Origin of the sequence: Streptomyces sp. NPDC126499, assembly GCF_040302485.1 — a bacterium.
Lineage (GTDB): Bacteria > Actinomycetota > Actinomycetes > Streptomycetales > Streptomycetaceae > Streptomyces.
This window is the reverse complement of sequence record NZ_JBEOUO010000010.1, coordinates 117,335-136,968: the sequence shown is the minus strand read 5'-3', so window position 1 is coordinate 136,968 and position 19,634 is coordinate 117,335. Positions and strand designations below refer to the sequence as shown.

Below are 19,634 nucleotides of genomic sequence, written 5' to 3'. Positions count from 1 at the left end.
GAAAAGAGGTAGCATGGCGGACGCGTACCCGACAAGCCGCGACCGCGAAGGAGCCCCCGGTGCTGGAGCTGTCGATCCTCGGCTTCCTCGACGAGAGGCCGCTGCACGGCTACGAGCTCAAGGAGCGCATCCAGGGCCTGAGCGGCCATGTCCGCCCGGTCAGCGACGGCGCGCTCTACCCGGCGATCACCCGGCTGGTGAAGAGCGGCCTGGTCGACAGCCGTACGGAACCGGGCACGGGCGCGGCCCCCCGGCGCACCCTCTCGCTGACCGACGCCGGCCGGGCCGAGCTCCGCGCCCGCCTGCGCTCCCCCAAGGACGCCGAGATCACCGACGGGCAGCGCTTCTTCACCCTGCTCGCCTTCCTGGGCCGGCTCCCCGACCCGGCCGAACAGGCCGCCGTCCTGCGCCGCCGCCTGGACTTCCTCACCACCCCCGCCAGCTTCTTCTACAAGGGCGACGCTCCGGTGCGCGCCGAGGACGAGCCCGACCCCTTCCGGCGCGGCATGCTCCGCATCGCCCGCGCCACGGGCACGGAGGAGAAGGCCTGGCTGGCGGAGACGCTGGAGGAGCTGGACCGTAAAGCGGCCGGGACGTAGGCCCTCGTGACCGGGCTCAGCCCAGCCGCTCCTCCAGATACCTCCGCCACCCTGCCGTGAACTCCTCGGGCGTGGTGCCCAGGACGTCCGCGAGGGCCTTCTCCACGGCGCCCTCCCGGCCGGGGTGGGCGCCGACCGCGCGGTAGAAGGCGGTGAGCTTCTCCTCGCCCCAGCGGTCGGCGATCAGCGCGCAGGCCAGCCAGCCGCCCTCGTAGGCGCGGGCCATGGTGTCCGCGTCGCCGCCGAAGGCGAAGGCGCCGTCGTCCGGCAGGGCGGCGGGGAGCCGGCCGGAGCGGACCTCGCGGGCGAGTTCGGGGGCGGCCTCGGCGGGGGTGCGGCCGGTGCCGCGGTAGGCGACCCAGTCGGCGAAGCCCTCGGAGAGCCAGACCGGGGTGGCCGCCGTGGTCTGCCGGCGGGTGGCGACGTGCGTGGTCTCGTGGGTGAGGACGAACTGCCGGCCGAAGCCGCCCAGCACCCCGTACGCGTCCGGGTTGACGATCACCCGGTCCGCGGGGGCCGGACGGCCGCCGCCGGTCTCGCCGGTGGTGACGGCCGCGATCCCCCGGTACGAGGCCGCGGGCGCGCCGAGCAGGCGGCCCATGGCGTCCACCGAGGCCGGGACCAGGACCACGATCCGCCCGGCCCACGGCACGGGCCAGGCCGCGCCGACGGCGGGTACGGCCCGGTCCGCCGCGTCGGCGATCTCCCGCAGCCGCTCGGGGGGCTGGCCGACGCCGAGGACGAGGCTGCGGCGGCCGGTGACCGCGCTGACCTCGCCCTGCTGCCACAGCTGCTGCGGGGCGCCCTCGGCGGCGCGGTCACCGGTGACGTACCAGCGGCCGTCCCGCTCGGCGAGGTCCACGATCCGCCGGGTGGTGGCCGGCGCGGAGTCGTAGCCCTCGACGCGGTAGCCGAGTTCGGCCTCGGCGACGGCCCGGCCCGCTCCGGCCGGATCGACGTCGGTGACGCGGTACGTCCAGCCGCCGAGCGGGAGCTTCGCCAGCCGCCCGAACTCGGTCCGCGCGGCGAGGGCCAGCGCCGGGTCGAGGGCGGCGAGGTAGCCGGCCTCGTCCCGCGTCAGCAGGGCCTCGGCACGCCGGTCGAGGAGGCGCTGCACCTCGGCGCGGGCGGGTCCTTCGGGTCCGGGGGCCGTGCAGCCGGTGAGGGCGAGCAGCCACGCCGACAGACCCACGGCGGCGCGCGCCGCCCGTCCGCCCCGGCCTGCCCCGCTCCGGCCCGCCCTGTCCCGATCCGCCATGCCGCGATCGTACGGGGACGGTCTCAGACCCGTGTCACGGTGGCGTGGGACATCATGTTCACCGGGTCGTAGCGGACCCGCGCGCCCGGGTAGGGGGCGTGGATGACCTGGCCGTTGCCGGCGTAGATCGCGACGTGGCTGGCGTCGCTGCGGTACGTGACGAGGTCGCCGGGCTGCGCCTGGGAGAGCGGGACGCGGCGGCCCGCGTTCCGCTGGGCCTGGGAGGTGCGGGGCAGGGCGATGCCGGCCTGGCGGTACGACCAGACCATGAGGCCCGAGCAGTCGAAGGCGGACGGGCCGGTGGCGCCCCACACGTAGGGCTTGCCGATGGCGGCGCGCGCGGCGATCACCGCGGCGGCGGCGCGCGAGGGGCCGAGGTCGCCGAGCGGCGGGAGTTCCTCGTCGAGGGCCGCGCGGCCGGAGCGGGAGGCCCGTTCGAAGCCGGCCCGTTCGTCGGCGGAGAGGGCGGCGAGCACCCGGCGGGCCTCGGCGAGCTTCCGTTCGACGGTGCGCTTGTGCCGGGCCACCTCGGCGCGACTGCGTTCCAGTTCGGCGAGGGCCAAGCTCGCCTCGGTCCGCTCCTGCGCCAGCTCGCGCAGTTCCCGCCGGAGTTCGGCGAGGGCGGCACCCTGGCGGGCGGTGGCCCGGTCCAGGACGGAGGCCCGGGCGAGATAGCTGTCCGGGTCGGAGGAGAGCAGCAGGGCGAGGGCCGGGTCCATGCCGCCGGAGCGGTACTGCGCGCCGGCCACCGCACCGAGCGCGCCGCGCATCCGGTTGATCCGCTCCTGGCCGCGGGCCAGGCTGTCCTGCGCCTGCGAGACCGTGGTGCGCAGCCGGTCGGCCTTCTCGTCGGCGCGGTTGTAGCCCTCGGTGGCCCGCTCGGCCTCCTCGAAGAGCCGGTCGACGGTGGCGCGGGTGGTCTCGGGCGCGCCCCCGCCCGGGTCGGCGTGCGCGGCGGGGACGGCTCCGAAGGCCGTGGCCGCGGTGGCCGCGGCCGCGGTGAGGACGGTGACCCTGGCGGGTCGTCGGTGGGTCGCCAAGGATCACGCTCCTGTTCGGCTCGACGGACTGGCGCGGCAGACAGTAGCCGCTCGCAGTGCCGCCTCCAACGAAGGCGCCGAACACACAAAGTGACGCCCCGCCGGAATCACAGGTCACCGGCGGGGCGTCAGGTCAGTTCAGGATCCGGCGAACCACCCGATCGGGGGCGTCGGCCGTGGCGTCAGATGCGGACGCCGAACTGGAAGGTGCCCATGTAGTCCATGGACTCGTAGCGGACCACCGCGCCCGGCTTGGGGGCGTGCAGGATGGTGTTGTTGCCCGCGTACAGGCCCACGTGGGAAAGGCCGTTGAAGAAGACCAGGTCGCCCGGCTTGAGCTGGCTGCGGCCGATCTTCACGCCGTCGTTCTGCTGCGTGTAGGTGGTGCGGCTGATGCTGACGCCGGCCTGGCGGTAGGACCACTGCGTGAGACCGGAGCAGTCGTACGAGTTGGGGCCCTCGGCGCCGGAGACGTACGGCTTGCCGAGCTGGGTGGCGGCGGCGTTCAGGGCGGCGGCGCCGCGCTGGGAGGCGGGCACCTCGTTGCCGAGGTCGACGCGGTCGCCGGCGGCGCGGCTGGCGCGCTGCTCCTCCTGCTGGATCTTGGCGCGCTCCGCGGCGGTCAGGGTGTTGAGGAGCTTCTGCGCCTCGGCGAGCTTGCCCTGGAACTTCTTCTTCTTCTCGCCGAGGGTCTTGCGGACGTCCTCGAGGTCGGCGAGCTTCGTGGTCGCCTCGGCCCGCTGCTGGGCGAGGGTGCGCTGCTTGGCCTGGATGGACTGCAGGACGTCGGCCTGCTTGGCGCCGAGCTGGTCGATCGCGGACGCCTTGTCGAGGTAGGTGTCCGGGTCGGAGGAGAGGAAGAGCTGGAGCGCCGGGTCGATGCCGCCGGAGCGGTACTGGGCGCTGGCGACCGAACCGATCTGGCCGCGCAGGGTGTTGAGCTCCTCCTGGCCGCGGGCGACCTTGTCCTGGAGGGCGCCGATCTCCTTCTGCAGCTTCTCCCTGCGCTCCTCGGCGAGGTTGTACTGCTCCGTGGCCTCCTCGGCCTCGTGGTGGAGCTTGTCGACCTTGGACTTGACCTCGTCGATCTTCGGCTTGGGGGCCGCCTGTGCGCCGGTCTGGGCGGACAGTGCGACGGCTGCCGCGGCGGTGGCGGTGAGCACGGTCACACGGGTGCGGCTGGGCTGCTTGGGTCGACGGTGGGACGCCACGAAGGCGAGCTCCTTCTTCCTCGAGCCGCCAGGCCAGAACTGCGGCAGGCGGGACCATCGCTGTCATCCCCGATGGATGATCAACCGCGCGAAGGTTCGAGGCCCGACCCTAGTGACCATCTTGTGATCAGTTCAAATCCCAACGGGCAAAATCTCGCTCGCTCGACAAGTTATTTACATACATCCCACGGGCAGTAGTGGTCACTTGACCCTGCGCGGACAACAATCCGGACATCGCGCCCAGGAGTGCTCAGCGGTGACGAGACGTCACGAGAGGCGCGAAAGCCGCTTCAGCAACAACGCGGAGGCCACGGGCCTGGCACCGGACTTGGCGACCCCGTCGGCGACCTCGCGGTCGGTGGAGACCACCACGACCGGACGCCCCGGCGGTTCGGCGCGCACCAGCTGCCGGATCAGCTCGTCGGCCGTCACGCCGGGCTTGGAGAACAGCACCCGCACCCCGCGCGGCGGGGCGAGCAGCACCGGCGCCGCGAGCTCGGCGCCGTCGAAGACACAGGTGATCTCCGCGCCGGAGCGGGCCGCGAGCGCGGACAGGCCGCCGAGCAGCCGCAGCCGCTGCTTCTCCAGCGGCATCGTCGGATAGCCGGTCTTGGTGACGTTGTAGCCGTCCACCACCAGGTGCGCCTGGGGCAGTTCGAGCAGCTGGTCCAGGAGTGCCGGGTCGGTCTCGGACAGGGCGCGGGCGGCGATGTCCTTCGGTGACATCCGGCCGGGCTCGACGGCGTCCACGGTGTCCGCGGGGTGCATCGACACCGGCGGCAGGGCCAGTTCGCGGCGCAGCCCCTGGGCGGCGTCGAGCACCGTGTCCAGGAGCAGCCGCAGCCGCATGTCCTCCACCGAGCGGCCCTCGCGGGCGGCCCGCCGGCTGGCCTCCAGGGCGGCCTCCACCTCGCCGAGCCGGGCCTTGAGGCGCCGGGTCTCGCTCTCGGCGGCCGACACCTGGGCGGCGGCCTCGGTCCGCGCGGTGTCGATCTCGGCCTGGGCGCGCCGCAGGGCCGCCTCGCCGCGCTTGACGTCGCTCTGGGCGCTGCGCAGCTTGCGGTGAAGCGATTCGGCTTCCTTGCGGGCGGCCTCCAGGTCGTGCCGGAGCTGCTCGGTCTCGGCCTTCGCCCGCTCCTTGGCGCCCGCGACCTCCTCGCGCAGCCGGGCCAGCTCGCGGCGGCTCGCCTCGTCGGCCCGTTCGGCGTCGGCGCGCTGTGCCTCCTCGCCGGCGGCGGCCACCAGCTTGCCCCAGCCGGCCGGGCGCAGCAGATAGGCCGCGGCGGCGATGTCGACGGGGTCGGCCGCGGCGGGCGGGGCGCCGGACTCCACGGCGCCGGCGAGCACGGGCTGGGACTCCTTGAACCGCTCGCCGATCCGCTGCCGGAACAGCGGCTCGCTCTCCAGGGCGGCGGCCATCGCGTTCCCGGCGAACTTGGCCCGCCGGGGGGCGGTGAAGCGGGCGTACTGCCGCAGCGGGGCGGGCAGCTCGGCGACGGTCAGCCCGCCGAAGGCGTCCGCGACCAGGGCGACGACCTTGCGCCGTACGGCCTCGGGAAGGGGCCGGTCGAGCGTCTCGGCGGTCTCGTCCGCCGAGCCCGTCGGCTCGTCACCGTGCGCGGGCCGCTCCACGATCCGTCACCCCTCTCCCTGTCGTCGCCCTCTCGGGGGCCGCTTCTCAGGAAGCGGCGCCCGGCCTGTCCACCAATTCGATCTGGTCCACCGCGTTGCACCAGCGGCAGCGGACCGACTCGATGGTCTCACTGACCACCTCGCGCTCCTCCACCTTGGGCTCTCCGGCGAGGTCCAGATGGACGTATTCGACGACCTTGGACGAGCGGGTCACGTCGAAGCGGGTCAGGTTGCCGCAGAGCGTGCAGCGCCAGCGGGTGTCGGCGGTCGGCAGGGGAACCGTCATCGTGCCGTCCTCTTTCGTACGAGCTTCACGGGCCCGCGGTGCGCCGTCGAACTGCGGGAGTACTGCCCGTAACCCTACGGCCTCGCGGGTACCCCGTGTCACGGCGAGGCACTCTGTCCAGGTGGGCACCGGTACGCCATGATCTGTCCATGATCGACTGGCGGGGCACGGCCCTCGGCGCCTGGCGGGGCGCCCGGAACGGACCGACGGTGACCTACGGCCTGATCGCCGGCTGCGTGCTGCTCTTCGCCGCGAGCCCGGTGGCGGGACTGAGCCCGGCGTACGGCACGGGCCACGAGCTGCTCGTGGCGCAGAGCGCGTACTTCCAGCGCTGGGGGGTGATCCCGGCCGAGCTGGTGGGCGGTGACCTTCGCGCCCTGCTCACCCCGCTGACCGCCCTCTTCGTGCACGGCAGCTGGCTGCACCTGCTCGGGAACATGCTGTTCCTGTACGTGTTCGGGGCGATGACCGAGGAGCGGATGGGCCCGGCCGGCTTCGTCCTCTTCTACCTGGGCTGCGGATATCTGGCCCTGCTCGGCTACGCGGCGGCGCACGCCGAGAGCCAGCAGACCCTGGTCGGGGCGTCGGGGGCGATCTCAGGGGTGCTCGGGGCCTTCCTCTATCTCTTCCCGCGCGCCCGGGTGACGAGCCTCTTCCCCTTCCTGTTCTTCCTGCCGCTGCGCTTCCCCGCCTGGATCGTGCTGATCTTCTGGTTCGTGCTCCAGTGGCTGGCGGCCCGCTCGGCGGGCTCGGGTCCCGGGGTGGCGTATCTGGCGCACGTGGTGGGCTTCGGGATCGGCTTCGTCTTCGCGTGGGCGCGGTACAGGGGTGCCGATAGAGTGAAGCCACCAGCCGCGGCCACCGAGGGAGAAAGCCAGCCGTGATCACCGCGATCGTGCTCATCAAGACCAGCGTGGACCGCATCCCCGAGATCGCCGAGGCGATCGCCGCGATCGACACCGTCAGCGAGGTCTTCTCCGTCACCGGTACGTACGACCTGATCGCGATGGTCCGGGTGGCGCGCCACGACGACCTGGCCGATGTGATCCCGGGCCGGATCTCCAAGATCCCGGGCGTCGAGGCCACCGACACGCACGTGGCGTTCCGGGCCTACTCGCAGCACGACCTGGACGCGGCCTTCGCCATCGGCCTGGAGTCCTGACCCGGTACCGGCCCCCGTACGGACACGGCTGAAGCCGGCCTCTCCCCCGCGGGAGGCCGGCTTCACCCGTACGAGGGAGCGGTCAGCCGCGGTCGGGGACGCAGCGGCCGTCCTCGGTGCGGTAGGTCCACCGGGCGCCGTCACGCACCAGCTCCTTCACCGCGCCGACGAACCGCTCCACGTGCTCGTCGGGAGTGCCCGCGCCGAAGCTCACCCGGATGGCGTTCAGCGACCTCTCGCCGGGGTTCGCCTCCGGGGCGCCGCACGCGCCCGGGTCCTGCGGGTCGCTGCCGAGCAGGGTGCGCACCAGCGGGTGGGCGCAGAACAGGCCGTCGCGGACGCCGATGCCGTACTCGGCGGAGAGCGCGGCGGCGAAGTGGGAGCTGTTCCAGCCCTCCACGACGAAGGAGATGACGCCGACCCGGGGGGCGTCGTCGCCGAAGAGCGAGAGGACCCGCACCTCGGGCACCTCGGCCAGGCCCTCGCGGACCTTCGCGATGAGGTGCCGCTCGCGGGCGACGAGCCGGTCGAAGCCGGCCTCGGTGAGCGCCTTGCAGGCGGAGGCGATGGAGTAGACGCCGATGACGTTGGGCGATCCGGCCTCGTGCCGGGCCGCGGTGGTGTGCCACTCCACGTCCACACCGCCGTCGGCCCGGCGCGCGACCGTACGGGAGGCGCCGCCGCCCGCGAGGTACGGCTCGGCGTCCCGCAGCCAGTCCGCCCGGCCGGCGAGGACGCCGGAGCCGAACGGCGCGTACAGCTTGTGCCCGGAGAAGGCGACCCAGTCGACGTCCGACTCCCGTACGGAGACGGGGTGGTGGGGCGCCAGCTGGGCGGCGTCGAGGACGATCCGGGCGCCGTGCGCGTGCGCGGCGGCGGCCAGTTCCCTCACCGGCCACAGCTCACCGGTCACGTTGGAGGCGCCGGTGACGCAGACCAGGGCCGGGCCGTAGGGGTCGCGTGCGGCGAGCGCGCGCTCCAGGATCTCGACGGCCCGGGCCGGGGTGCGCGGCGCGTCGAGGTAGGTCACGTGGGCGTCGCCCCAGGGCAGGAGGGACGCGTGGTGCTCGGTCTCGAAGACGAAGACCTGGCAGTCGGCGGGGAGCGCCCGGGCGAGCAGGTTGAGCGAGTCGGTGGTGGAGCGGGTGAAGACCACCTGGTCGTCGGGGCGGCAGTCGAGGAACTCGGCGACGGTGGCCCGGCTGTTCTCGAAGAGGTCGGTGGAGAGCTGGGAGAGGTATCCGGCACCGCGGTGGACGCTGCCGTAGTACGGGGCGTACGCGGCGACGTCGTCCCACACGCGCTGAAGGGCCGGGGCGCTGGCCGCGTAGTCGAGCGCCGCGTAGGTGACCTCGCCTCCGGTGACGAGCGGGACGGTGACGTCCCGGCCCAGAACGGGCAGAGGGGCACAAACGGACTGGTCGGCGGCAGCGGTGATCACGGACATGGCGAACTCCCGTACAAGGCAGGCGAATTCAGCGCCTCGACGCGACGGGGGCACGCGGCCGCGGAGGCACGGAAAAGGAAAAAGGGGGTGACGAAGAAGGGGCTTCGAGGCCCTAGCGCATTCGCTTGCTCACGAGACTGCTCCCTTGAGGACCAAGGACCCCAGGGTTCGCAGGGGTCCGCGCTTGCCGCGGACCTTTCTGTCCACGGCCTGGTCTTCACCCGGGGCACCCCGCCACGGACGGAGGGTTGCCGGACAGCCGGCCGGGGCCTTGATGGCTGTCACTCATGACCTGTTCAGAAGCTATGCCACGTGATCGTCGGCGCGCAACCCCGTCCGTATTCCGGACGGGGTTGCGCACCCGACGGCTACGCGTTGCTGACGGCGATCCACCGCTCCAGGGCCTGGCGCGCCGCGCCGGAGTCGATGGACTCGGCGGCCTTCTCGATGCCGGCCCGCAGCTGCTCCGCCAGGGTGCCCTCCCCCGGCTCCAGGGCGGTCAGCGCCGCCGCCGAGTTGAGCAGCACCGCGTCACGGACCGGACCGGTCTCGCCGGCCAGCAGCCGCCGGGCGACGTCGGCGTTGTACGAGGCGTCGGCGCCGCGCAGGGCCTCCACCGGCACCAGGTCGATGCCGACGTCCCTGGGGTCGAAGCGCTCCTCGCGTACGGTGCCGTCCCGGACGATCCAGACCCGCGAGGTGGCCGTGGTGGTCAGCTCGTCCAGGCCGTCGTCGCCCCGGAAGACCAGCGCGGAGGAGCCGCGCTCGGCGAGCACCCCGGCGACGATCGGGGCCATCCGGGCGTCGGCGACACCGGTGGCCTGGGCCCGGACGCGGGCCGGATTGGTCAGCGGGCCGAGGAAGTTGAACACCGTGCGGATGCCCAGCTCCTTGCGGGCCATCGCCACATGGCGCAGCGCCGGGTGGAACTTCACCGCGAAGCAGAAGGTGATCCCGGCCTCCTCGGCCACCTCCGCGACCCGCTTCGGGCTCAGCTCCAGGTTGACGCCGAGCTTCTCCAGGACGTCGGAGGCGCCGGAGGCCGAGGACGCGGCCCGGTTGCCGTGCTTGACGACCTTGGCACCCGTGCCCGCGACGACGATCGCCGACATGGTGGAGACGTTCACGGTCTTGGCGCCGTCGCCGCCGGTGCCGACGATGTCGACGGTGGCGCCGGGCACCTCGATGGTGTTGGCGTGCTCGTACATGGTCCGGACGAGACCGGTGATCTCCTCCACGGTCTCGCCCTTGGCGCGCAGGGCGACCACGAAGCCGGCGATCTGCGCGTCGGTGGCCTCGCCGCGCAGGATGCGGTCCATGGCCCAGGCCGTGTCCTCGGCGCTCTGGTCGCGGCCGCCGAGCAGACCGTCCAGGACGACGGGCCAGGAGCGGCCCGCCGCGGTCTCGCCTCCAGCGGGGTGCACAGCGCTCATGGTCGCTCCTGATGTGTCCGTACGTATCTCCAAGGCCACCCCCACCCTATCGATCCCCGGGAACGGCAAAGAGCCCCGTCCATCGAATGGACGGGGCTCTCGCCGTGGCGACCTACATCAGGAGGTCAAGGTGATCAGTGGTGGCCGTGGCCGCTCTGGATCTCCTTGTACTCCTCGACGGTGGGCTTGGCGATCTGGTTGTCCGCGCCGTAGTAACCCCGGTTGAGCTTGACCCGGAGCTTCTCCATGCGGCCGATCTTGCGCTCCACGCCGTTCTCGTCGACGGCCGGCGGCAGCTCCGCCGGCGCGTACTGCTCGTGCGCGGTGAGCTTGTGCAGCTCGCCCTGGCTGAGCGGGGTGTGGACCTCGACGAACTCACCGTGCGGCAGGCGCTTGATGATGCCGGACTCGCGACCGTGCAGCACCTTGTCCTTGTCCCGGCGCTGGAGGCCGAGGCAGATCCGCTTGGTGACGATGAACGCGATGACCGGTCCGACGAAGAAGAAGATCCGGACGAACCAGGTGATCGAGTTGATCGACAGGTGGAAGTGCGTGGCCCAGAGGTCGTTGCCACCACCGACGAGCATGATCATGTACGCGGTGATCCAGGCGACACCGAAGGCGGTGCGCGTCGGAGCGTTGCGCGGGCGCTGCGCGATGTGGTGCTCGCGCTTGTCGCCGGTGATCCAGGACTCGATGAACGGGTAGACCGCGATCGCGCCGAGCACCAGCGGGAAGATCACCAGCGGGATGAACACGCCCAGGACCAGGGTGTGGCCCCAGATGTTGATCTCCCAGCCCGGCATGACACGGATCAGACCCTCGGCGAAGCCCATGTACCAGTCGGGCTGGGCGCCGGTGGACACCTGGTCCGGGCGGTACGGGCCGAGGGCCCAGATCGGGTTGATCGAGGCGATCGCCGAGATGATGGCGATGACACCGAAGACCAGGAAGAAGAAGCCTCCGGCCTTGGCCATGTACACCGGCAGCAGCGGCATGCCGACGACGTTCTTGTTGGTGCGGCCGGGGCCCTCGAAGTGCGTGTGCTTGTGCACGAACACCAGGATCAGGTGGGCGACCACCAGGCCGAGCATGATGCCCGGGAGCAGCAGCACGTGCGCCGAGTAGAACCGGGCGACGAAGTCGCCGCCGGGGAACTCGCCGCCGAACAGGAACATCGACAGGTACGTGCCGACGACCGGCACGGACAGGATCGCGCCCTGCATGAAGCGGACACCGGTGCCGGAGAGCAGGTCGTCCGGGAGCGAGTAACCGGTGAAGCCGGTGAACATGCCCAGGAAGAACAGCAGGAAGCCGAACAGCCAGTTGATCTCACGCGGCTTGCGGAACGCGCCGGTGAAGAACACGCGCATCATGTGCACGAACATGCCGGCGAGGAAGATCAGCGCCGCCCAGTGGTGGATCTGCCGGATGAGCAGACCACCGCGCACCTCGAAGGAGATGTGCATGGTCGAGTTGAACGCCTCGGACATCAGCTGTCCCTGGAGCGGGACGTACGGTCCGGTGTACTCCACCTCGTTCATCGACGGGTGGAAGAACATCGTCAGGTAGACGCCCGTCAGGATGATGATGAGGAAGCTGTAGAGGCAGACCTCGCCCAGCATGAAGGACCAGTGGTCCGGGAAGATCTTCCGCATGTTGGCCTTGGCCAGCGTGTAGATCCCCAGGCGGCCGTCGGCCCAGTCGGCGACCCGCTCACCGGCGGGCGCCTTCTTCTGCGTATTGGTCACAGTGCTCATCCGCGCTCCCAGAAGGCAGGGCCGACGGGCTCGTCGAAGTCGCCGAGCGCCTCCAGGAAGCCCTTGTCGTTCACGCCGATCCGCAGCTGCGGGAGGGCGTGGCCGGCCGGGCCGAAGATGACGCGGGCGCCGTCGGACAGGTCGAAGGTGGACTGGTGGCACGGGCAGAGCACGTGGTGCGTCTGCTGCTCGTACAGGGAGATCGGGCAGCCGACGTGGGTGCAGATCTTCGAGAAGGCGACGATGCCGTCGTGCGACCACTCGAGCTCGCGCTTGTCCTTGATGTCCTCCGGCTGGATCCGGACGATCATCAGGGCGGCCTTGGCGATCTCGGTCTGGAAGTGGTGGTCGTGCTCCGAGAGGCCCTCGGGCATCGCGAAGGTCAGCGAACCGACCGCGACGTCCTCGGGACGCAGCGGCTCGTGCGTGTTCATGTTGATGAGCTGCTTGCCCTTGGCCCACATGGTGGTCCGGAGCTTCTTCTCGGGCAGCGGGCCCATGTCACGCAGCAGCACGATGCCGGAGAGCGGCACCATGGCCAGCGCGCCGAAGAGCGTGTTGCGGATCAGCTTGCGGCGGCCGAAGCCGGACTCGGCGGCACCGGCCGCGAAGTCCGCCATGACCTTCGCCTTGACCTCGGGCGACGCCTCGATCGGGTGACGGTCGTCGGCCACCTCGACATCGGACATGAGGGTACGGGCCCAGTGGACCGCGCCCGCGCCGATGAAGAACAGGGCCAGACCGAGCGTCCACCCGAGGGCGAAGTTGAGCGCGGACACCCGGCCGAAGGGCCAGATGTACACGATCTTGTCGACCGGGAAGATCACGTACGAGGCGATGAAGCCGATCGTGGCCAGCATCGACAGCGTGAACATGAAGGCGATCGCGCGCTCGGACCGCCGGGCGGCCCGCTCGTCGATGTCCTGGATGCGCGGCTTGTGGGGCGGGAGGCCCGGGTCGGCGAACGGGTCGTCGGCGACCTTCACCGCGCCGTGCGCGGTGTCCTGCGCGGAGGGCAGGTTCTCTTCAGAATTCTCTTGGGTACTCATGACTTCTTGGCCTTAGCGGTGTGGGCCGCGACCCAGATGGCAACTGCGATCAGTGCGCCCAGACCGAAGATCCACGCGAACAGACCCTCGCTGACGGGACCGAGGCCACCCAGCTTGAGACCACCCGGGTTGTCGGCCTTCTCACTGTTGACGGCCTGGACGTAGGCGATGATCTCCTTCTTCTGCTTCTCCGGCATGGTCGTGTCGGGGAAGGAGGGCATGTTCTGCGGGCCGGTCTGCATGGCCTCGTAGAGGTGCTTCGGGCTGACGCCTTCCAGGCTGGGGGCGTACTTGCCGTGGGTCAGCGCGCCACCTTCACCGGTGAAGTTGTGGCACTGGGCACAGTTGGAGCGGAAGAGCTCGCCACCCTTGGCCGCGTCGGCACCCGCGGGGTTGTACTGGTCTTCGGTCGGCGTGATCGGGCCGGCACCGAGCGAGGCGATGTACGCCGCGAGCTGATCGATCTCAGCCTGCGAGTAGATGACCTTCTTCCTCGGAACCTGGGCGCCGGGCTGCTGGGCCGGCATGCGGCCGGTGCCGACCTGGAAGTCCACTGCCGCCGAGCCGACGCCGACCAGGGACGGGCCGTCAGAGGTGCCCTGACCGCCGGTTCCGTGGCAGCTGGCGCAACCGACGGAGTAGAGCTTCTTGCCCTCCTCGATGGCGAGGGACTGGGCGGTTTCATCGGCCTTGGCCGTGCCCGCCGGCGCGAACGCGGCGTACAGCCCCCCAGTTGCCGCCAGCGCGAGAAGTAGGACGACGACCGCCGCCAGCGGATGGCGTCGTCGTGCGGAGAGCTTTTTCACGGATTACCCCGGTGTCAGGATCTTCTGCGTCGATACGTGCTGGATGTGTCGGCCCGCCCGGAGGCGGAACCCGATTACTTGATCAAGTAGATCGTGGCGAAGAGGCCGATCCAGACGACATCGACGAAGTGCCAGTAGTAGGACACGACGATGGCGGCGGTTGCCTGCTCGTGGGTGAACCTCCTGGCGGCGTACGTCCGGCCCAGGACCAGCAGGAAGGCGATGAGACCGCCCGTCACGTGCAGGCCGTGGAAGCCGGTGGTCAGGTAGAACACCGTGCCGTACGGGTCCGAGGACAGCGAGAGGCCCTCGTGCTTGACCAGCTCGGTGTACTCGAAGACCTGGCCGCCGATGAAGATCGCGCCCATCACGAACGTGATGATGAACCACGTCCGGAGCTTCTTCACATCGCCCCGCTCGGCGGCGAAGACGCCGAGCTGGCAGGTGAGGGAGGAGAGCACCAGGATCGTGGTGTTCGTCGCGGAGAACGGGAGGTTCAAGGCGTCTGCCTTTTCCGCCCAGTACTCCGCGCCCATCACGGATCGCAGGGTGAAGTACATCGCGAAGAGGGCCGCGAAGAACATCAGCTCGGAGCTCAACCAGATGATGGTTCCGACGCTGGTGAGGTTCGGTCGATTGACCGACGGGTGCGCGTGCCCGGTTTCTACTGTCGTTACTGTCGCCACGACCGACATTATGTCGGTCGCTTATCCCGCCCTCACTCCGGGGGGTGCCGTTCGGAGTGTCCGGGGCACTTGTCCAGCCCGAACGGCCCATCGGAGCGGGGTTCCGCCACCCTTCGAACAGGTGTTGAACGGGTGTTGACGGGCTGTGGAGCGGAGTAGCATCCGCGCAACGACCGACCACCTTCACGGAGGAACGATGCAGTCGAGCGCCACGGTCCTGGTCTACAGCGACGACGCGAACACCCGCGCGCAGGTCCGGCTCGCGGCCGGCCGCAGGCCCGCGGCCGATGTTCCCCCGGTCGAGTTCGTCGAGTGCGCGACGCTTCCGGCGGTGCTGTCGGCCCTGGAGGAGGGCGGCATCGACGTCTGCGTACTCGACGGCGAGGCGGTGCCGGCCGGCGGCATGGGCGTGTGCCGGCAGATCAAGGACGAGGTCTTCCACTGCCCTCCGGTCCTGCTGCTGATCGGCCGCCCGCAGGACGCCTGGCTGGCCACGTGGAGCCGCGCGGACGCCGCGGTCACCCTTCCGGTGGAACCGGTGGAGTTCGCGGCGTCCCTGGCGTCCCTGCTCCGCTCACGCCTGTCGCTGCCCTGTTCTTGACGCTCGGCGCGGCTTGGCGAGTGAGCCGAAGGGCGCCGCGGGTGCCGAAAGGAAGAGCGCGCGGAGGTCCCGAGGAACGAGGGACCGAGCACGGTCGACCGTCGGCACACGCTGGAGGCGCCCGGAGGTGAACCGAGCCACTAGAAAGACGACGGCCGTAGGCGGGCCTTGGCGTCCTCGGTGGCCAGCGGGTTGCCCGTGTCGGCCACCAGGGCGCTGCCCTTGCGCCATTTGTCCCAGGGCAGGTTCCAGTCGCCGAAGCCGTTGCCGAAGGTGTCCATCATCTCGCCGTAGCTGTTGACGACGCGGACGATGTCGCCGGGCCGGACGGTCTTGTAGAACCAGGCGGCGTTGCCGGTCGACATGCCGACGCAGCCGTGGCTGACGTTGGCGACGCCCTGGGAGCCGACGGACCAGGGGGCGGCGTGGACGTACTCGCCGCTCCAGGTCACCCGGGTGGCGTAGTAGACGGGCAGGTCGTAGGACTCGGAGCTGCCCTCGGCGATGCCGATGCTGGTGCCGCGCATCCGGACGTAGTACTCCTTGCCGAGCACCACCTTGATCCCGTTACGGGTGGAGAAGCCCGGTTTTCCGGTGGTCACCGGAATGGTTTTGATCACTTCTCCGTTGCGGCGGACCGTCATGTGGTGGGAGGCCGCGTCCGCGACCGCCTCGATGTGGTCGCCGATGGTGAGCGTCAGCGGCTTGGAGTCGCCGCCGTAGAGCTTGTCGCCGACCTTGATGCCCGCGAGGTTGCCGGTGACGGTGACGGTGGCGCCGGTGGGCCAGTACTCCTTCGGCCGGTAGTGCAGCTTCTTGTCGTCCACCCAGTGCCAGGAGCCCTCGACGGCCGGTACGGAGCGGACCTTGAGGGCCCGCTCGACGACCGCGCGGGCCGCCTTGTCCTTCACCGGGAGGCTCAGGTCGGCGGTGACGGGCTGCCCGACGCCGTACTTGCCCGCCTCCGGGCCGAACGTGACGGTCAGGGCCCGTTTGGCCGGTGCCGTCTCGAAGGTGAACGTACGGGCCCCCGGAGCGCCGTCCTCGTCCTCGGTGGACACCCGGACGGTGTAGCGGGCGCCGGCCGCCAGGGCGGCCGTGGAGCGCCACTTGCGCCCGTCCGCGGTGAGCTCGCCGGCCAGGTGGCGCCCGGCCTCGTCGAGGGCGGTGACGTCGGTGAGCCGCCCCTCCTCGCCCTTGGCGGTGATCTCCAGGGGCTTGTCGGGGTCGGCCTTCCTCCCCTGGGCGGGGGCGTTGAAGGCGACCTGGTCGGCCGCGTCGTAGGGCCTCGCCGACAGCGGATGCTCCTGTGAGCCCGCGCACGCGGTGGTGCCCGCGGCGACGGTGAGGGCCAGAAGAGTGCAGATCGGAACGGTCCGATTGCGCGGCGTGTCGTTCATGACCTCACGGTAAGAACTTTCCTCGCGCTCAGCGCGCCGAGCGGGGCAAACGAGGGGCCCGGCCGCTTCGTCGGACGAAGTGACCGGGCCCCTCGGGGTGTTACGGGGTGCTGCTCCCGCTACTGGTTCTGGTTCTCACCGCGGTAGAACTCGAAGACCCAGCCGAAGATGCCGACCAGGATCAGCGGGGTGGAGAAGTACAGCAGCCACCAGCCGACCGCGATCGCGGCGAAGGCCAGCGCACCGCCGAGGGCCAGCGAGAGCGGCTGCCAGCTGTGGGGGGCGAAGAAGCCCACCTCGCCGGCCTCGTCCGCGACGTCGGCCTCCTTGTCGTCCTGCGCCATGGCGTCGACCCGCTTGGCCGTGAAGGCCAGGTAGTAGCCGACCATGATGCACAGGCCGAAGGCCAGGAAGAGCGCCGTCGTGCCGACCGGCTCCTTGGACCAGACGCCGTAGAGGACCGCCATGGCAAGGATGAAGACGCTCAGCCAGATGAACATCTTGCCCTGGATCTTCACTTGCCGGCCTCCTTGCCGCCGCTGAGGGCCGCCACCTCGTGAGGCTTGTTCTCGAGCTGGTCGAGAGCCGCGATCTCAGGGTGGTGCAGGTCGAACGCCGGGGATTCGGAACGGATCCGCGGCAGGGTGAGGAAGTTGTGCCGCGGCGGCGGGCAGGACGTCGCCCATTCGAGCGAACGGCCGTAGCCCCACGGGTCGTCGACCTCGATCTTCTTGCCGTACTTGGCGGTCTTCCAGATGTTGTAGAAGAACGGCAGGATCGACAGACCGAGCACGAAGGACGAGATCGTCGAGATCGTGTTCAGGGCGGTGAAGCCGTCGGCGTCCAGGTAGTCCGCGTAACGGCGCGGCATGCCCTCGGCGCCCAGCCAGTGCTGCACCAGGAACGTGCCGTGGAAGCCCACGAAGAGCGTCCAGAACGTGATCTTGCCGAGGCGCTCGTCCAGCATCTTGCCGGTGAACTTCGGCCACCAGAAGTGGAAGCCGGAGAACATCGCGAAGACCACGGTGCCGAAGACGACGTAGTGGAAGTGCGCGACCACGAAGTACGAGTCGGAGATGTGGAAGTCCATCGGGGGCGAGGCCAGGATGACGCCGGTCAGACCACCGAAGGTGAAGGTGATCAGGAAGCCGACGGCCCAGAGCATCGGGGTCTCGAAGGACAGCGAGCCCTTCCACATCGTTCCGATCCAGTTGAAGAACTTCACGCCGGTCGGTACGGCGATGAGGAACGTCATGAAGGAGAAGAACGGGAGGAGCACGCCACCGGTGACGTACATGTGGTGCGCCCACACGGTCACGGACAGACCGGCGATCGCGATGGTCGCGGCCACCAGACCGATGTAGCCGAACATCGGCTTACGGCTGAAGACCGGGATGACCTCGGAGATGATGCCGAAGAACGGCAGGGCGATGATGTACACCTCGGGGTGTCCGAAGAACCAGAAGAGGTGCTGCCACAGCAGGGCACCGCCGTTGGCCGCGTCGAAGACGTGGGCACCGAACTTGCGGTCCGCCTCCAGGGCGAACAGCGCGGCGGCCAGGACCGGGAAGGCGAGCAGGACCAGGACACCGGTCAGCAGCACGTTCCAGGTGAAGATCGGCATGCGGAACATCGTCATGCCCGGAGCGCGCATGCAGATGATCGTGGTGATGAAGTTGACCGAGCCGAGGATGGTGCCGAAGCCGGAGAAGGCCAGACCCATGATCCACAGGTCGGCGCCGATGCCCGGCGAGCGGACCGCGTCCGACAGCGGGGCGTAGGCGAACCAGCCGAAGTCGGCGGCACCCTGCGGGGTGAGGAAGCCGGCCACCGCGATGAGCGAGCCGAACAGGTACAGCCAGTAGGCGAACATGTTCAGTCGCGGGAACGCGACGTCGGGGGCGCCGATCTGGAGCGGCATGATCCAGTTGGCGAAACCGGCGAACAGCGGCGTCGCGAACATCAGCAGCATGATCGTGCCGTGCATCGTGAACGCCTGGTTGAACTGCTCGTTCGACATGATCTGCGTGCCGGGACGGGCCAGCTCGGCGCGCATGAAGAGCGCCATCAGGCCGCCGATGCAGAAGAAGGCGAACGACGTGACCAGGTACATCGTACCGATGGTCTTGTGGTCGGTGGTCGTCAGCCACTTCACCACGACGTTGCCGGGCTGCTTGCGGCGTACGGGGAGCTCGTTCTCGTACGGCTTCTCAGCCGCGGCCGCACCCTGGGGTTCGTTGAGGATGCTCACAGTTGCTTCTTCTCCGCATTCCTGGCCGGGTCCGTCTGCGCAATGCCCGACGGGATGTAGCCGGTCTGCCCCTTCTCCGCCAGCTCCTTCAGGTGCTGCTGGTAGCGCTCCGGGGAGACCACCTTGACGTTGAAGAGCATCCGGGAGTGGTCGACACCGCACAGCTCGGCGCACTTGCCGAGGAAGGTGCCCTCCTGGGTCGGGGTGACCTCGAAGGCGTTCGGGTGACCCGGGATGACGTCCTGCTTCATCAGGAAGGGGACCACCCAGAACGAGTGGATGACGTCACGGGAGGTCAGGACGAACCGGACCTTCTCGCCCTTGGGCAGCCACAGGGTCGGGCCCGGGTTGCCGGTCTGCGGGTTCCGGGTGCCGGGGATGCCGTAGTCGTAGACGCCGCCGGCGTTGTCCGGCAGCGCGTTCTTGTACCGGTCCGGAAGCGTCGCGAGGTTCTTGTCCGTCTTCGCGTCGCCGGTCACACCGGGCACGTTCTCGATGTAGTTGAAGCCCCAGCTCCACTGGTAGCCGACCACGTTGATGGTGTGGGCGGGCTTGGCGGAGAGAGCGAGGAGCTTGGACTCGTCACGCGCGGTGAAGTAGAAGAGCACCGAGACGATGATGAGCGGGGTGACCGTGTACAGCGCCTCGATGGGCATGTTGTACCGGGTCTGCGGAGGTACCTCGACCTTGGTGCGGCTGCGCCGGTGGAAGATGGTGGCCCACAGGATCAGGCCCCACACCAGGACGCCGGTGGCGAGCGCAGCCGCCCACGAGCCCTGCCAGAGGGAGAGGATCCGCGGAGCCTCTTCCGTCACCGGGGTGGGCATGCCCAGCCGGGGGAAGTCTTCCCAGTTGTACGAGCAGCCGGTGGCTGTCGCCAGGATCAGGCCCGCAGTCAGCACCTGCGGCAGCTTCCGCCGCATCGGGCGCCGCGACGAGCGGTCGGAGCCGTTGGGACTCACGTAGCGCCTTCCCGAGAGTCTCGGCCCGCGTTGGTCGGCCACGGCCGTCCG

At 70.2% G+C, this 19,634-nt stretch carries 19 protein-coding genes and 1 riboswitch; of the genes, 4 read left to right on the top strand and 15 right to left on the bottom strand.

The features are described 5' to 3' along the window. Positions 1-59 precede the first annotated feature (59 nt). A complete protein-coding gene (locus tag ABTZ91_RS17290) occupies positions 60-599 on the top strand; it encodes a PadR family transcriptional regulator (RefSeq protein WP_352077998.1) in 540 nt (179 codons plus the stop codon). 16 nt (positions 600-615) lie between these two features. Here ABTZ91_RS17290 and ABTZ91_RS17285 read toward each other — a convergent pair whose 3' ends face one another. From ABTZ91_RS17285 to ABTZ91_RS17265, 5 genes are all read right to left on the bottom strand, one after another. Further along, the gene (locus tag ABTZ91_RS17285) at positions 616-1,857 is read right to left on the bottom strand and encodes a hypothetical protein (protein WP_352077997.1); all 1,242 of its coding nucleotides are present in this window, start codon (positions 1,855-1,857) and stop codon (positions 616-618) included. A gap of 23 nt (positions 1,858-1,880) precedes the next feature. Beyond that, positions 1,881-2,897: an NlpC/P60 family protein gene (locus ABTZ91_RS17280; protein WP_352077996.1), complete on the bottom strand. Its 1,017-nt coding sequence runs from the start codon at positions 2,895-2,897 to the stop codon at positions 1,881-1,883. Between the two features lie 182 nt (positions 2,898-3,079). Next, complete coding sequence (locus ABTZ91_RS17275; protein ID WP_352077995.1) at positions 3,080-4,108, bottom strand: NlpC/P60 family protein; 1,029 nt, start codon at positions 4,106-4,108, stop codon at positions 3,080-3,082. Between the two features lie 267 nt (positions 4,109-4,375). Beyond that, positions 4,376-5,740 (bottom strand): NYN domain-containing protein, encoded by a 1,365-nt coding sequence (locus tag ABTZ91_RS17270; protein WP_352077994.1) that lies wholly within the window; start codon positions 5,738-5,740, stop codon positions 4,376-4,378. Between the two features lie 46 nt (positions 5,741-5,786). After that, the gene (locus ABTZ91_RS17265; RefSeq protein WP_352077993.1) at positions 5,787-6,026 is read right to left on the bottom strand and encodes a hypothetical protein; all 240 of its coding nucleotides are present in this window, start codon (positions 6,024-6,026) and stop codon (positions 5,787-5,789) included. 149 nt (positions 6,027-6,175) lie between these two features. On the opposite strand from ABTZ91_RS17265, the gene ABTZ91_RS17260 reads away from it, so the two are divergent. After that, on the top strand, positions 6,176-6,910 hold the full coding sequence (locus ABTZ91_RS17260; protein ID WP_352077992.1) for a rhomboid family intramembrane serine protease: 735 nt from the start codon (positions 6,176-6,178) through the stop codon (positions 6,908-6,910). Beyond that, on the top strand, positions 6,907-7,188 hold the full coding sequence (locus ABTZ91_RS17255; protein ID WP_345489108.1) for an Lrp/AsnC ligand binding domain-containing protein: 282 nt from the start codon (positions 6,907-6,909) through the stop codon (positions 7,186-7,188). Before ABTZ91_RS17260 ends, ABTZ91_RS17255 begins: the two co-directional genes overlap by 4 nt. An 82-nt stretch (positions 7,189-7,270) precedes the next feature. Here ABTZ91_RS17255 and ABTZ91_RS17250 read toward each other — a convergent pair whose 3' ends face one another. From ABTZ91_RS17250 to ABTZ91_RS17225, 6 genes are all read right to left on the bottom strand, one after another. After that, positions 7,271-8,635, bottom strand: a complete 1,365-nt coding sequence (locus ABTZ91_RS17250; RefSeq protein WP_352077991.1) for an aminotransferase class V-fold PLP-dependent enzyme — start codon at positions 8,633-8,635, stop codon at positions 7,271-7,273. A 175-nt stretch (positions 8,636-8,810) separates the two neighbouring features. Then, positions 8,811-8,928, bottom strand: a riboswitch (SAM riboswitch). A gap of 75 nt (positions 8,929-9,003) precedes the next feature. Further along, complete coding sequence (trpD, locus tag ABTZ91_RS17245; RefSeq protein ID WP_352077990.1) at positions 9,004-10,068, bottom strand: anthranilate phosphoribosyltransferase; 1,065 nt, start codon at positions 10,066-10,068, stop codon at positions 9,004-9,006. A 134-nt stretch (positions 10,069-10,202) separates the two neighbouring features. After that, the gene (locus ABTZ91_RS17240; protein ID WP_345489102.1) at positions 10,203-11,828 is read right to left on the bottom strand and encodes a cytochrome bc complex cytochrome b subunit; all 1,626 of its coding nucleotides are present in this window, start codon (positions 11,826-11,828) and stop codon (positions 10,203-10,205) included. Continuing rightward, positions 11,825-12,877: a Rieske 2Fe-2S domain-containing protein gene (locus tag ABTZ91_RS17235; RefSeq protein ID WP_352077989.1), complete on the bottom strand. Its 1,053-nt coding sequence runs from the start codon at positions 12,875-12,877 to the stop codon at positions 11,825-11,827. Before ABTZ91_RS17235 ends, ABTZ91_RS17240 begins: the two co-directional genes overlap by 4 nt. After that, positions 12,874-13,683 (bottom strand): c-type cytochrome, encoded by an 810-nt coding sequence (locus tag ABTZ91_RS17230; RefSeq protein WP_352077988.1) that lies wholly within the window; start codon positions 13,681-13,683, stop codon positions 12,874-12,876. The genes ABTZ91_RS17235 and ABTZ91_RS17230 overlap by 4 nt, the downstream gene beginning before the upstream one ends. A 74-nt stretch (positions 13,684-13,757) precedes the next feature. Then, complete coding sequence (locus ABTZ91_RS17225) at positions 13,758-14,378, bottom strand: heme-copper oxidase subunit III (protein ID WP_352077987.1); 621 nt, start codon at positions 14,376-14,378, stop codon at positions 13,758-13,760. 187 nt (positions 14,379-14,565) lie between these two features. On the opposite strand from ABTZ91_RS17225, the gene ABTZ91_RS17220 reads away from it, so the two are divergent. Further along, positions 14,566-14,970 carry a hypothetical protein gene (locus ABTZ91_RS17220; protein ID WP_352077986.1) on the top strand — a complete coding sequence of 135 codons (405 nt, stop codon included), beginning with the start codon at positions 14,566-14,568 and terminating at the stop codon, positions 14,968-14,970. Between the two features lie 140 nt (positions 14,971-15,110). Here the strand turns inward: ABTZ91_RS17220 and ABTZ91_RS17215 are convergent, their stop codons facing one another. From ABTZ91_RS17215 to coxB, 4 genes are all read right to left on the bottom strand, one after another. Further along, positions 15,111-16,370: an Ig-like domain-containing protein gene (locus ABTZ91_RS17215; RefSeq protein WP_352077985.1), complete on the bottom strand. Its 1,260-nt coding sequence runs from the start codon at positions 16,368-16,370 to the stop codon at positions 15,111-15,113. 119 nt (positions 16,371-16,489) lie between these two features. Continuing rightward, positions 16,490-16,888, bottom strand: coding sequence for a cytochrome c oxidase subunit 4 (locus ABTZ91_RS17210; protein WP_352077984.1), 399 nt, complete (start codon positions 16,886-16,888; stop codon positions 16,490-16,492). Continuing rightward, a complete protein-coding gene (ctaD, locus tag ABTZ91_RS17205; protein WP_352077983.1) occupies positions 16,885-18,621 on the bottom strand; it encodes a cytochrome c oxidase subunit I in 1,737 nt (578 codons plus the stop codon). Before ctaD ends, ABTZ91_RS17210 begins: the two co-directional genes overlap by 4 nt. Further along, a complete protein-coding gene (coxB, locus tag ABTZ91_RS17200) occupies positions 18,618-19,583 on the bottom strand; it encodes a cytochrome c oxidase subunit II (protein ID WP_345489086.1) in 966 nt (321 codons plus the stop codon). The genes ctaD and coxB overlap by 4 nt, the downstream gene beginning before the upstream one ends. Positions 19,584-19,634 lie beyond the last annotated feature (51 nt).

What these genes read in the sequence shown, in the direction of transcription:
- ABTZ91_RS17285 (WP_352077997.1), bottom strand. Translation starts at nt 1,857, where the DNA reads ATGGCGGATCGGGACAGGGCGGGCCGGAGCGGGGCAGGCCGGGGCGGA.
- ABTZ91_RS17265 (WP_352077993.1), bottom strand. Translation starts at nt 6,026, where the DNA reads ATGACGGTTCCCCTGCCGACCGCCGACACCCGCTGGCGCTGCACGCTC.
- ABTZ91_RS17260 (WP_352077992.1), top strand. Translation starts at nt 6,176, where the DNA reads ATGATCGACTGGCGGGGCACGGCCCTCGGCGCCTGGCGGGGCGCCCGG.
- ABTZ91_RS17250 (WP_352077991.1), bottom strand. Translation starts at nt 8,635, where the DNA reads ATGTCCGTGATCACCGCTGCCGCCGACCAGTCCGTTTGTGCCCCTCTG.
- trpD (WP_352077990.1), bottom strand. Translation starts at nt 10,068, where the DNA reads ATGAGCGCTGTGCACCCCGCTGGAGGCGAGACCGCGGCGGGCCGCTCC.
- ABTZ91_RS17240 (WP_345489102.1), bottom strand. Translation starts at nt 11,828, where the DNA reads ATGAGCACTGTGACCAATACGCAGAAGAAGGCGCCCGCCGGTGAGCGG.
- ABTZ91_RS17235 (WP_352077989.1), bottom strand. Translation starts at nt 12,877, where the DNA reads ATGAGTACCCAAGAGAATTCTGAAGAGAACCTGCCCTCCGCGCAGGAC.
- ABTZ91_RS17225 (WP_352077987.1), bottom strand. Translation starts at nt 14,378, where the DNA reads ATGTCGGTCGTGGCGACAGTAACGACAGTAGAAACCGGGCACGCGCAC.
- ABTZ91_RS17220 (WP_352077986.1), top strand. Translation starts at nt 14,566, where the DNA reads ATGCAGTCGAGCGCCACGGTCCTGGTCTACAGCGACGACGCGAACACC.
- ABTZ91_RS17215 (WP_352077985.1), bottom strand. Translation starts at nt 16,370, where the DNA reads ATGAACGACACGCCGCGCAATCGGACCGTTCCGATCTGCACTCTTCTG.